The sequence below is a fragment of the Nocardia amikacinitolerans NBRC 108937 genome (assembly GCF_001612615.1).
Taxonomy (GTDB): Bacteria; Actinomycetota; Actinomycetes; order Mycobacteriales; family Mycobacteriaceae; genus Nocardia; species Nocardia amikacinitolerans.
The window spans coordinates 47,199-59,384 of the sequence record NZ_BDAU01000006.1; the positions used below are offsets into that span (position 1 = coordinate 47,199).

The following is a 12,186-nucleotide window of genomic DNA, read 5'->3' on the forward strand; positions in this document are numbered from 1 at the left end:
CGGTCAGTCCCGGCTCGACAGCTCCCGCAGGCGGGCAAGGGTTTTCGCGAGAATCCGGGAGACGTGCATCTGGGAGATGCCCATCTGCTTGGCGATCTGGGTCTGCGTCATGGATTCGAAGAACCGCATGGTGAGGATCCGGCGTTCGCGCTCCGGCAGCCCGGCGAGCAGCGGCCGGATGGCGACGTACTCCTCGACCCGGTCGAACTGGGATTCCTCCTCGCCGAGCGTGTCCAGCAGCGAGGCGTCGGTGTCACGGCCGAGCGCCGCCGCGTCGATGGAGCTCGGCTGATAGGCGTTGCCCGCGATGACGGCCTGGGTCACCTCGTCGGGATCCACGTCGAGCTCGGCCGCGATCTCCTTGGCGGTGGGGGAGCGGCCGAGGGTTTGCGACAGGGTGTCGATGGCCGCGCCGATGCGCAGGTGGGTTTCCTTGACCCGCCGCGGCACTCGCATGGCCCAGGTGTTGTCGCGGAAATAGCGGCGGACCTCGCCCATGATGGTCGGCACCGCGAACGACAGGAAGTTCGATCCACGCGAGACGTCGAAGCGGTCCACCGCGTGCACCAGCCCGACCCGCGCGACCTGGGTGAGGTCGTCGAACGGTTCGCCGCGGCCGCTGAACTTGCGCGCGATGTGGTCGGCGAGCGGGATGCAGCGGCTGATCAACTCGGCGCGCGTCGCGGCGTGCTCGGCCGTGCCGTGCTCGCATCCGGCCAGCCGCTCGAACAGCGCGTTCAGATCGTCGTAACCGGTGACCGACCCCGCCTCGGCGACGGCCTCCGCGTCCTCGGCGGCGTCGGTGGGCTCGGATTCGGCGTCCTCATCACGTTCCTGGTCGAACACGGTGTCCTCGTCCGCCACTACGCCTTCCCCCGGACCCGACGGAACTCCACCGTCGTCGGATATCCGGAGACCGCCGAATCGTACGAATCCTGTGTCGCCTCCACCGAGTCGGTGAGCGTGCGCAGCACATGCCAGCCGAAGCTGCGCTGGTCGGGCATCCCTTCGGACCCGGCGACCCCGGTGACCTCCACCCGTAGTTCGGTCTCACCGATGGTGAACCGGCAGTCCAGGCTGGTGCCGGGCGCGGCGAGCGCGATGAGGGTCGAGCACACCTCGTCGACGGCCAACCGGATGTCGGCCACTTCGTCCAGGGTGAAATCGCTGAGTAGCACGAGAGTTTCGGCGAGCCCGCGCACGATGGGCAGCTGTGTGACCGATGCGGCCACCCGAATCTCCACCGGGGTGCTGTACAGCCCCTGTTCCGCCGAAATGTTGATCACTCTGCCCAGGCTACCCACTGAAGGCCGCCCACAATCAACGATTCCCTGGGGTACGGCCTGTGATCTCGGCTCGGTACACTGCCGGGCTGTGTCCTCTCCGACGTTTTCCCGCCCTGGCCAGCCGATGATCGCACCGTCCATCCTGTCCGCCGACTTCGCTCATCTCGCGGACGAGGCCCGCCGGGTGGAAGGCTCGGACTGGCTGCACGTCGACGTGATGGACGCCCATTTCGTGCCGAATCTCACGCTCGGCCTTCCGGTGGTGGAGAGCCTGCTGAAGGCGACCGACATCCCGCTGGACTGCCACCTGATGATCGAGGATCCGGGCCGCTGGGCCCCGCCGTACGCGGAGGCGGGCGCGCACAACGTCACCTTCCACGCCGAGGCGACCGACGATCCGATCGCCGTGGCTCGCGACATCCGCGCGGCGGGCGCGAAGGCCGGCCTCTCGGTGAAGCCGAACACGCCGATCGAGCCGTACCTGGAGATCCTGCGTGAGTTCGACACCCTGCTGGTGATGAGTGTGGAGCCGGGCTTCGGCGGCCAGTCGTTCATCGCCCACGTGCTGGACAAGGCGCGCACGGTGCGCAGGCTGGTCGACGCCGGTGAGCTGCGGCTGATCGTCGAGATCGACGGCGGCATCAACGCCGACACCATCGAGCAGGCGGCCGAGGCGGGCATCGACTGCTTCGTCGCGGGCTCCGCGGTCTACAACACCGCCGACCCCGGCGCGACGGTGGAGAAGTTGCGGCGGCAGGCGGCCGCCGTCTGGCACTGAGCCAGCGCGGCACCCGCTGCACGTCGGGGCGAGTGCCGCCAGGTCGAATTCGATTACAAGGCGCGGGTTTTCGGGGCTCCGAGGGTCCGCGTCGCCTCGATGACGACGCTCAGCGGCGGCAGTGTCGTCGCGGACTCGGGCGGCCGCACCCAGACGCGGTAGCCGGTGCGCTCGTCGTCGGGCGAGGGCAGCACGACCTGGCTTCCGGTGCAGGCGACCGTCGCGTAGAGCCGGAAGAGTTCGGCCGAGACGGCGACGGTGAGCGAATCGGGCCGGGCTGGGCCGGTGATGAACGTCCAGCGCCTGGCGCGCGGATGGTGGACGACCGGCGCGGCGATCTGCGCACGGCCGAGCTCGAGTTGCACCTGTTCGCCGAGATCGGCGGGCATCGTGATGGCGCCGAAATGGGTGCCGATGTGCAGCAGGATGCGGCGTGACGTGGGATCGATCAATGCCGGCATGTGGAACTCGCGCCGGTACTGTCCGCAGCGCACTTCCAGTGTCGAATCGAGAAACGTGGTCACGCGGCACCCCCATCTGTATCGAACTCGTGTCGACCCACTGTGTGTTCCGACTTCCTCGTGTGGTTGATTTCCCGGTGTCGAACTCCTCGGGCGCTACCGGCCGGCACGGGCGTCGGCCCGCTCGAAGACTTCGACGGCGAATTGCACGGAACAGAAGTTGAACGGTAGGAATCAGCTACATAACAATATTGCTTCCACTTTTGCCACCGCGCAAGAAGTTGGTGTATCCGTGTTGCGAGCTGGGTATCAAGCCGGGTTCGAGGTTACGCCGACGTGTCGAAAACGACCGGTGGATACCCGGAAAATCTGGCTGAACAATTGTCGTCGATCAGGAAGCGGGGAAATTCCGGTATGACCGTGCGGAATTGTTTGCGAATAATGTCGGCATAGGGTCGTTCGGACGACCGGAAAAGTCCGCCGGGATGTTTTCGCGGTGTGTCGCAGAATTGCGGTTTCGGATGCGCGGTGGGGGACCAACCGCGCCGGGGTCGCTACGACCGGGCGTCGTTACGCTGGGAGGGCGCCGGACGCCGGGAATAGCGGCCGGGGTCACGGCTGTTCCGCAACCGTACGTACACACGCGACAGGGAGTCACGCATGTTCACAGGCATCGTCGAGGAGCTGGGCGAGATCGTCGCCACCGAGCAGCTGGCCGACGCCGCGCGCCTCACCATCAGGGGCGAGCTCGTCACCTCCGATGCCGGACACGGCGATTCGATCGCCGTCAACGGTGTGTGCCTCACCGTGGTCGAGGTCGTCGACGGCGACTCCTTCACCGTCGACGTCATGCAGGAGACGCTGAACCGCTCCTCGATCGGCGGGCTCGGCAAGGGCTCGCGGGTGAATCTGGAACGGGCCGCCGCGCTGAACAGCCGCCTCGGCGGCCACTTGGTGCAGGGCCACGTCGACGGCACCGGCACCGTGCTCTCGCGCACCCCCTCGGAGAACTGGGAGGTCGTGCGCATCTCGCTGCCCGACTCGATCGCCCGCTACGTGGTGGAGAAGGGCTCGATCACCGTCGACGGCATCTCGCTGACCGTCTCGGGCCTCGGCATCGCCGACGAGCCCGCCGCCGACGGCAACCGCGACTGGTTCGAGGTGTCGCTGATCCCGACCACGCTGTCGTTGACGAACCTGGGCGCGGCGACCGTCGGGACCACCGTGAACCTCGAGGTCGACGTCATCGCCAAGTACGTCGAACGCTTGCGGCAGCGCGGCTGAGCCCACGCGTGCGGGTGCGCCGCCGGTGGCGCACGGGACAGGCCTTACTGTAGTGAGGCACCTAATTCGAGATGGAGCACAGCAGACGTGACCAGGTTCGACACCATCGAGCGCGCAGTCGCCGACATCGCGGCCGGTAAGGCCGTAGTCGTCGTCGACGACGAGGACCGCGAGAACGAGGGCGACCTCATCTTCGCCGCGGAAAAGGCCACCCCCGAGTTGGTCGCCTTCATGATCCGCTACACCTCCGGTTACATCTGTGTGCCGCTGACCGGTGACGACTGCGACCGTCTCGGCCTGCCGCCGATGTACGCGACGAACCAGGACAAGCACGGCACCGCCTACACCGTGTCCGTCGACGCCCGCGAGGGCATCACCACCGGCATCTCGGCCGCCGACCGCGCCACCACCATGCGCCTGCTCGCCGACGCCGACGCCAAAGCCGACGACCTGACCAGGCCCGGCCACGTGGTGCCGTTGCGCGCCAAGGAAGGCGGCGTGCTGCGCCGCCCCGGCCACACCGAGGCGGCCGTCGACCTCGCCCGCATGGCGGGCTTGCGTCCCGCAGGCGTCATCTGCGAGATCGTCAGCCAGAAGGACGAGGGCCACATGGCCCGCACCGAGGAGTTGCGCGTCTTCGCCGACGAACACGAGCTGGCGCTGATCTCCATCGCGGACATGATCGCCTGGCGGCGCAAGCACGAGAAGCAGGTCGTGCGGGTCGCCGAGGCGCGCATCCCCACCGCGCACGGCAATTTCACGGCCGTCGGCTACCAGAGCATCTACGACGAGGTCGAGCACGTCGCGCTGGTGCGCGGCGACATCAGCGACGGCGAGGACGTGCTGGTGCGGGTGCACTCGGAATGCCTGACCGGCGACGTGTTCGGTTCGCTGCGCTGCGACTGCGGCCCGCAGCTGGACGCCGCGCTGGAGATGGTGGACAAGGAGGGTCGCGGCGTCGTGCTGTACATGCGCGGCCACGAGGGCCGTGGCATCGGCCTGATGCACAAGTTGCAGGCCTACCAGCTGCAGGACTCCGGACACGACACCGTCGACGCGAACCTGGAACTCGGCCTGCCGGCCGACGCGCGCGACTACGGCACCGGCGCGCAGATCCTGGTCGACCTGGGCATCCGCTCCATGCGACTGCTCACCAACAACCCGGCCAAGCGCGTCGGCCTTGACGGCTACGGCCTGCGCATCACCGAGCGCGTCCCGATGCCGTTGCGCGCCAACGCCGAGAACCTGCGCTACCTGCGCACCAAGCGCGACCGCATGGGCCACGACCTGATCGGTCTCGACGAACTCGATCTCGGCGAGACGGCGCAATGAGCGAACGAAGTGAGCGAACCATGTGCCAGCCCGCTTCGGGCATGGCGGAGCTGAGCGTCAGCGAGGCGCAGGCATGACCGACAACGACCTCCGGAAAGGCGGAACACGATGAGCGGCACCGGCGTACCCAGCTTCGAGCTGTCGGATGCCAAGGACCTCAAGCTCGGCATCGTCGCCTCCCGCTGGCACACCAAGATCTGCGACACGCTGGTGGCGAACGCCGAGCGGGTGGCGAAGCAGGCCGGTGTCCGTGACGTGACGGTGGTGCGCTGCGCGGGCGCCATGGAGCTGCCGGTGGTCGCCCAGGAACTGGCCCGCACGCATGACGCGGTCGTCGCGCTCGGCGTCGTGATCCGCGGCGGCACACCGCATTTCGAGTACGTCTGTGACGCGGTGACCGCTGGCCTTACCCGAGTCTCGCTCGATGCCGCGACCCCGGTCGCCAACGGCGTGCTGACCACCAACACCGAGGAGCAGGCGCTGGATCGCGCCGGGCTGCCCGGTTCGGCCGAGGACAAGGGCGAGCAGGCCTGCGCGGCGGCGCTGGACGCCGCCCTCACCCTGCGCGCGCTGCGGCAGTCCGCGTAGTCATGCCGGTCGTCCGCATCTGGAGGAGAAACGACGGCGCGCCGTCGGCCGGCGCCGCGGCCGAGGGCGACTGGGACTTCGAGGTGCGTCCGCGCCGCGCGGTGCTGACCGCGCGGATCGTCGCCGCCGTGATCGTCGCGATGTTCGCGGTGGGCGGCATCTGGTTGCAGAGCGGCTCGACCGGCGTGAACTTCCGGCTCGCCGACCAGATCGCGATGGTCACCATCGGCGTGCTCATCGCGGGCGGGGTACTGATGCTGACCCGGCCGCGGGTGCGGGTCGGGCCACGTGGCGTCTCGGTACGCAACATCCTCGGCGACCAGCTGTTCGGCTGGGAACACATTCGCGGCGTGGTCTTCCTGGACAAGAAGTCCTGGGCGCGACTGGAATTGGTCGACGACGACTACGTGCCGCTGCTCGCGATCCGCTCCAACGACAAGGCGCACGCCGCGCGGGCGATGGATCGGCTGCGCGAGCTCGGCGCGAAGTACACGGGTGCGGAAGAGTCCGAGCGAGACTGACTTTCGCGACCCGTCCGCCCCCGCAGTGGGCGGTAGTCTCGCGGCATGACGCCGGGTTCGCACGTCCTCGCCGCCGCTTTCGCCGACGATCCCCTCATGAGCTTGTTCTGGCCGGATCCGGTGCGCCGCCGAAAAGCCTTGCCGCGCTTCTGAGATTCCCGCATCGCGTCCCGGCACCGGCGCGGCTTGGTCGATCTACCTAGCCGCCATCGGCACCCGGCCCGAGGCGCAGGGGAAGGGATACGCCACCGGCTTGCTCCAGCAGCGGCTCGGGTCCGACGCGGAGCGCGTGTTTCTGGTCGCGACCCGATTCTCGAACGTGGCGTTCTATGAGCGTTTCGGTTTCGCGCGTGACGAAGACCTGATCTTGCCGGGCGGTCCGGTGCTGTATCCGATGTGGCTGTCGCGCTGAGCGAGCTGCCGAATCCGCCGCTCGAGCACGCCGCGTACGGCACCGCCGCGGTCGGCGAACCGGACCCGCGCGTCCCAGATCCAGGTCAGCGGGTATCGCCGAGGACCGCACCCTCGCGCCGCGGGTCCGCACCACCGATCAGACCGGTTCCGTCGCGCCGTAGCGCGCTCAACCCGCTGGACTGGGGCGCGACCGATACCTGGTGGCCGAGTTCGCGGAGACGTAGCACGAGCGGGTCGTGATCGCCGTTGTCGCTCGCGTCGATGGCCGGGTGCTCGCCGCCGACGCCGGTCGTGGGGGTATTGCCAGCGCCGAACGAGACCGCCGAGGTCGCCTGCTGCGGATCGAGACCCCAGTCCAGCATGCCGACCAGCGTCTTCACCACGAACTGGATGATCACCGAACCGCCCGGCGAACCCGTGACGTGGGTGAGTTCGCCGCGCGCGCCGTCCGCCCCGCGATCGAACACTAGGGTGGGCGCCATCGAACTCCGCGGGCGCTTACCGGGCTGCACCCGATTCGCCACCGGCGTGCCGTCCGGGTCCATCGGGTCCGAGGCGAAGTCGGTGAGCTGGTTGTTCAGCACGAAGCCGTCGACGAGATGGAAGGAACCGAACGCCGACTCGACCGTGGTGGTCATGGCCGCGGCATTGCCGTACTCGTCCACCACCGAGATGTGACTGGTGCCGTGCTCGGGCGGCTGCGGACCAACGCCCACCGGAACCGGGCCGAAGTCACCCGGTTTCGCGGTGCCCATGCTGCGACCGGGATCGATCAGCGACGCGCGCTGCTTCAGGTAGTTCTTGTCGATCAGGGTCTGCGCCGAATTACCGGGCAGCGGAACGAAATCCGTGTCGGCCACGTACTTGTTTCGGTCGGCGTAGGCCAGCCGCTCGGCCTCCGAGATCAGGTGCACCGCTTCGGCTCTCGGCTTGCCGCCGTTGCGATCGACGGACTCCGGCTTCAGCGCGGCCAGGTCGAAATTCTCCAGGATGCCCAGCGTCGCGGCGACCGTGCTGCCGCCCGAGGAGGGCGCGGGCATACCGCAGATCTCGTGCGCGCGATAGCCGCCGCACAGCGCGGTGCGCTTCTTCGGTTGGTAATTCGCCAGGTCCTGGGCGGTGAGCAGGCTCGGGGTGCGCCCGCCGGACCCCGCGGTGGCGGCCTCGACGATGTCCTCGGCGATGGCGCCGGTGTAGAAGGCGTCCGCGCCCTCGGAGGCGATGGCGCTCAAGGTCTTCGACATCGCCGGGTTGGTCAATTTGGTGCCCGCAGGCTTCGGCGAACCGTCGGGATTCAGGAAGTACTGTTTCGCGGCCTCGTCCCTGGCCAGATCGCGCGCCGATTCCGCGATCTGGCCCGCGAGCCGCGGACTGATCGTGAAACCCTCGTCGGCCATCGCCACCGCCGGATCGAACAGCTCACGCCAGCCGGTCTTTCCGTGCTCACGGTGTGCGAGCTCCAGCATCCGCAGCACGCCGGGCACGCCGATCGAGCGGCCGCTGGCGCGCGCGTTCGGTTGCGGCTCGGTGCGGTCGGTGTCGCTGATCCAGCGCAGATAGTTCTCGGTGGCCGCGGCGGGCGCGACCTCCCTGCCGTCGTAGGCCTCGACCGCCTTGCTGGCGCCGTCGTAGTACAGCAGGAACGCGCCGCCGCCGATGCCGGAGGCCTGCGGCTCCACAAGGCCGAGCACCAGCTGCGCGGTGACCAGCGCGTCGGCCGCGGTGCCGCCGTCGCGCAGTACCCGGCAAGCCGCTTCTGTGGCAAGGGGATTCGCGGTGGAGACCGCGTACGAGCCGGTGCGCACCGCGGTCATCCCGCTGCGATAGCCGGACGCGATCTCGGGGTTGGTGCTGAGGTTCTGGGTGGTCGCCGTGCCCGCCGTGGTCGGCGGCGCCGCGACGACCGGCGTGCCGTTGGGGGCGCTGGTGCATTCGGCGGTGGTCGTCTCCTCGGTGGTGGTACATCCGGTGAGAAGTCCGACCGTGAGCATCGTGGCCGCGGCGGCTCCGCTCCAGATGTGTCGCGCGCGCGTCATGGCCTGGACTGTAGCCCTCGGGACCGACAGCGGTGCGGCTTTCGGGCGAGGCCGTCAGTTGGCTTGGCGATCAGTCCACCTCGACCGGCTCCGACCAGTCGGCCACGTCGTAGCAGAAGACGGCCCGCCAGTCGTAGGCGAAGCAGTAGTGGTAGATCACCATGCCCGCCAACGGATCCGGTGCCGTCGTGGTCGGCGCTCGGCAAATCTACAACGCGCGGCCCGCCCGCGCTCGACCGGACCGTTCGCCTCGGCGTCGGTACGCTGGTCGGGTGGATATCGAGGCCGTGCTGTTCGACTTCTCCGGGACGATCTTTCGATTGGAGGAGGACGAGTCGTGGGGCGACGAGCTGGTCGGCGCCGACGGCGCCGATTTCGACGTCGAGGCCAAGGCCGAGATCCTGCGGCGCATGACGGCGCCGGTCGAACAGTTCATGACCTTCGACGCCGCGGGCCAGCACGCTTGGGACAACAGGGATTTGGACCCGGCGCTGCACCGGCACGCGTACCTGGAGGTGCTGCGTTCCTCCGGCGTGCCGACCGAGGAGCAGGCCGAACGGCTCTACGGCAGATTGATCGATCCGCTCGCCTGGACGCCGTACCCCGACACCGGACCGGTCCTGGAGTTCCTTGCGGCACAGGGTGTTCCGGTGGGCGTGGTGAGCAATATCGCGTTCGACGTGCGCCCTGCGTTCCGCACCAGGGGCTGGGACCGACTCGTCGGCGCGGTCGCGCTGTCGTTCGAGGTTGGCGTGATCAAACCCGAGCCGGGGATCTTCCTTGCCGCGTTGAACGAGCTCGGCGTCGACCCGGCGCGCGCCTTGATGGTCGGCGACAGCGCACACGCCGACGGCGGCGCGACCGCGCTGGGCTCCCGCTTCGCGCTCGTGGACCCGCTGCCCACCGCGGATCGGCCCGACGCGCTCGTCGACGCCTTGAGGGCGCACGGACTGGCCGTCCCGAGGTGAGTGTCTCTCCTCGCCGCAGGACCGACTGAAAGCCCGGCCCCCTCGGTACGCACCTGCGTCGCCGCCGCCCGGCCCGGCGCATGCCGTGGACGGACACCAACCCGTCGGCTCTCCTCGATAGGCGGCTGCCTCGCCTGCGCTCGGCCCGGCGCGGCTGCGGACGGACTGTGTCCGACAGTGTCGATAGGCTGTTCGAGTGGCAGATCCATCGAGGTACCGCCCCGCCCCCGGTACGATCCCCGTCGAACCCGGCGTCTACAAATTCCGGGACGCGCACAAGCGGGTCATCTACGTCGGCAAGGCCAAGAGCCTGCGCAGTCGGCTGAACTCCTACTTCGCCGACGTCGCCTCGCTGCACCCGCGCACCAAGCAGATGGTCACCACCGCCGCGAGCGTGGAGTGGACGGTCGTCTCCACCGAGGTGGAGGCGCTGCAGCTGGAATACAACTGGATCAAGGAATTCGATCCGCGGTTCAACGTGCGCTACCGGGACGACAAGTCCTACCCGGTGCTCGCGGTGACCTTGAACGAGGAATACCCGCGCCTGTTCGTCTACCGCGGCGCGCGCAAGAAGGGCGTGCGGTACTTCGGCCCGTACGCGCACGCATGGGCCATCCGCGAGACGCTGGACCTGCTGCTGCGGGTGTTTCCCGCGCGCACCTGCTCGAGCGGAGTCTTCAAGCGGCACAACCAGATCGGTCGCCCGTGCCTGCTCGGCTACATCGACAAGTGCTCCGCGCCGTGCGTCGGCAGGGTGACCGCCGACGAGCACCGCCGCATCGTGGAGGACTTCTGCGACTTCCTCGCCGGGCGCACCGACCGGATGGTGCGCGAGCTGGAGCGGCGCATGCACGAGGCCGCCGAGGATCTGGATTTCGAGACCGCGGCCCGGCTGCGCGACGACGTGCAGGCGCTGCGCAGGGCGCTGGAGAAGCAGGCGGTGGTGCTCGGCACCGGCACCGACGCCGACGTGATCGCCTTCGCCACCGACGAATTGGAGGTGGCGGTGCAGATCTTCCACGTCCGCGACGGCCGGGTGCGCGGTCAGCGCGGCTGGGTGGTCGACAAGTCCGGCGACGCCGTCGACACCGCGGATTCCGGCGGCGAGCTGGCCGCGTTGGTCGAACAGTTCCTCACCCAGTTCTACGGCGAACAGGTCGCCTACGCCGACCAGAGTCCCGACGAGCAGCCCGCCGCCGTCGTCCCGCGCGAGGTGCTCGTCCCCGAGCTGCCCGCCGACCACGAGCAGATCCAGGAGTGGCTGAGCAAGCTGCGCGGTTCGGCGGTGCAGCTGCGCGTACCGCAGCGCGGCGACAAGAAGGCGCTCGCCGAGACCGTGCAGCGCAACGCGATGGAGGCCCTCGCCCAGCACAAACTCAAGCGCGCGGGCGACCTGACCTCTCGCTCGGCGGCCCTGCAGGACATCCAGGACGCACTCGATCTGGACACCGCGCCGCTGCGCATCGAGTGCGTGGACATCAGCCACGTGCAGGGCACCGACGTGGTGGCCTCGCTGGTCGTCTTCGAGGACGGTCTGCCGCGCAAATCCGAATACCGGCACTACGCGATCAAGGAGGCGGCGGGCGGCGGGCGCTCCGACGACGTCGGCAGCATCGCGGAGGTGACGCGGCGGCGGTTCTATCGGCTGCGCAAGGAGCGCGACGAAGCCGAGCGCGAGGAACTCGACGGTGGGGCATCCGCCCCGCTGGTCGACGCCGAGCCCGGGGCGCCCCTCATCGGCGAGCCAGCGGGGGTCGCCGACGGGACCGCCGCGCCGCTCGGGCCCGAGGGATCAGCACTCTCGGCCGGAGCCGCGACTTCGGTGGCGCGGGCGGACGCGGCCTCGACGCTACCGGTCGACGTCGGAAGCGCGACCACGATGCTGGCCGACGACGCCGACGAGATCGAGCTGACCTCGCGGCCGGGCATCGACCCCCGCACCGGACGCCCGCGCAAGTTCGCCTACCCGCCGAACCTGTACGTCGTCGACGGCGGCGCGCCGCAGGTCGCCGCCGCCGCCGAAGTGCTCGACGAGCTCGGCATCACCGATGTCGCGGTGATCGGCCTCGCCAAACGCCTGGAGGAGGTGTGGGTGCCCGGCGAACCCGATCCGGTGATCATGCCGCGCAACAGCGAGGCGCTGTTCCTGCTGCAGCGGGTCCGCGACGAGGCGCACCGTTTCGCCATCACTTTCCACCGCAGCAAACGCTCGCGGCGGATGACGGCCTCGGCGCTGGATTCGGTGCGCGGGCTCGGCGCGGCGCGCCGGACCGCGCTTGTCACTCATTTCGGTTCGGTGGCCAAGTTGAAGGAGGCGACGGTGGAGCAGATCACCGAGGTACCCGGCATCGGCGTGGCCACCGCGAAAGCCGTGCTCGCCGCGCTGCGGGACGAGTGAGTGATCTCGAAATCTCCGGCTCCGGTCCGACCTGCATATATCCTCGGTAACGTTTCCACATGTTCGTGAACCGTCCTCGTGCACCACGGAGGGTGAGCGCGCGTGCCCGATACCGAATCC

At 69.0% G+C, this 12,186-nt stretch carries 12 protein-coding genes; 8 read left to right on the forward strand and 4 right to left on the reverse strand.

Features of this window, described 5'->3' with window-relative positions; translation table 11 throughout:
* Positions 1-3: 3 nt before the first annotated feature.
* Both NAM01S_RS05675 and NAM01S_RS05680 read right to left on the reverse strand, forming a co-directional pair.
* Positions 4-864 carry an RNA polymerase sigma factor SigF gene (locus NAM01S_RS05675; RefSeq protein WP_157107602.1) on the reverse strand — a complete coding sequence of 287 codons (861 nt, stop codon included), beginning with the start codon at positions 862-864 and terminating at the stop codon, positions 4-6.
* Positions 864-1,286, reverse strand: a complete 423-nt coding sequence (locus NAM01S_RS05680; protein ID WP_067780379.1) for an ATP-binding protein — start codon at positions 1,284-1,286, stop codon at positions 864-866. The genes NAM01S_RS05675 and NAM01S_RS05680 overlap by 1 nt, the downstream gene beginning before the upstream one ends.
* Positions 1,287-1,410: 124 nt before the next feature.
* On the opposite strand from NAM01S_RS05680, the gene rpe reads away from it, so the two are divergent.
* A complete protein-coding gene (gene rpe, locus NAM01S_RS05685; RefSeq protein ID WP_067780383.1) occupies positions 1,411-2,064 on the forward strand; it encodes a ribulose-phosphate 3-epimerase in 654 nt (217 codons plus the stop codon).
* A 53-nt stretch (positions 2,065-2,117) separates the two neighbouring features.
* Here rpe and NAM01S_RS05690 read toward each other — a convergent pair whose 3' ends face one another.
* Entirely contained in the window at positions 2,118-2,588 is a 471-nt protein-coding gene (locus tag NAM01S_RS05690) for a hypothetical protein (RefSeq protein ID WP_067780386.1), read from the reverse strand.
* 597 nt (positions 2,589-3,185) lie between these two features.
* On the opposite strand from NAM01S_RS05690, the gene NAM01S_RS05695 reads away from it, so the two are divergent.
* The 5 genes from NAM01S_RS05695 (at position 3,186) to NAM01S_RS33755 (ending at position 6,662) form a co-directional block, all read left to right on the forward strand.
* Positions 3,186-3,809 (forward strand): riboflavin synthase, encoded by a 624-nt coding sequence (locus NAM01S_RS05695; RefSeq protein ID WP_067780388.1) that lies wholly within the window; start codon positions 3,186-3,188, stop codon positions 3,807-3,809.
* Between the two features lie 87 nt (positions 3,810-3,896).
* Complete coding sequence (locus NAM01S_RS05700; RefSeq protein ID WP_067780391.1) at positions 3,897-5,141, forward strand: bifunctional 3,4-dihydroxy-2-butanone-4-phosphate synthase/GTP cyclohydrolase II; 1,245 nt, start codon at positions 3,897-3,899, stop codon at positions 5,139-5,141.
* 108 nt (positions 5,142-5,249) lie between these two features.
* Positions 5,250-5,729 (forward strand): 6,7-dimethyl-8-ribityllumazine synthase, encoded by a 480-nt coding sequence (gene ribH / locus NAM01S_RS05705; protein ID WP_067780394.1) that lies wholly within the window; start codon positions 5,250-5,252, stop codon positions 5,727-5,729.
* A 2-nt stretch (positions 5,730-5,731) separates the two neighbouring features.
* Positions 5,732-6,250, forward strand: coding sequence for a PH domain-containing protein (locus NAM01S_RS05710; RefSeq protein ID WP_084482520.1), 519 nt, complete (start codon positions 5,732-5,734; stop codon positions 6,248-6,250).
* Positions 6,251-6,443: 193 nt separating this feature from the next.
* Positions 6,444-6,662, forward strand: a complete 219-nt coding sequence (locus NAM01S_RS33755) for a GNAT family N-acetyltransferase (RefSeq protein ID WP_255284290.1) — start codon at positions 6,444-6,446, stop codon at positions 6,660-6,662.
* An 85-nt stretch (positions 6,663-6,747) separates the two neighbouring features.
* Here the strand turns inward: NAM01S_RS33755 and NAM01S_RS05715 are convergent, their stop codons facing one another.
* Positions 6,748-8,700 carry a gamma-glutamyltransferase family protein gene (locus tag NAM01S_RS05715; protein ID WP_067780398.1) on the reverse strand — a complete coding sequence of 651 codons (1,953 nt, stop codon included), beginning with the start codon at positions 8,698-8,700 and terminating at the stop codon, positions 6,748-6,750.
* A 272-nt stretch (positions 8,701-8,972) separates the two neighbouring features.
* Here NAM01S_RS05715 and NAM01S_RS05720 point away from each other — a divergent pair, with 272 nt between their 5' ends.
* Both NAM01S_RS05720 and uvrC read left to right on the forward strand, forming a co-directional pair.
* Positions 8,973-9,668, forward strand: coding sequence for an HAD family hydrolase (locus tag NAM01S_RS05720; RefSeq protein WP_067780401.1), 696 nt, complete (start codon positions 8,973-8,975; stop codon positions 9,666-9,668).
* Between the two features lie 196 nt (positions 9,669-9,864).
* Complete coding sequence (gene uvrC / locus NAM01S_RS05725; protein WP_067780403.1) at positions 9,865-12,066, forward strand: excinuclease ABC subunit UvrC; 2,202 nt, start codon at positions 9,865-9,867, stop codon at positions 12,064-12,066.
* The last annotated feature ends 120 nt before the right edge of the window (positions 12,067-12,186 follow it).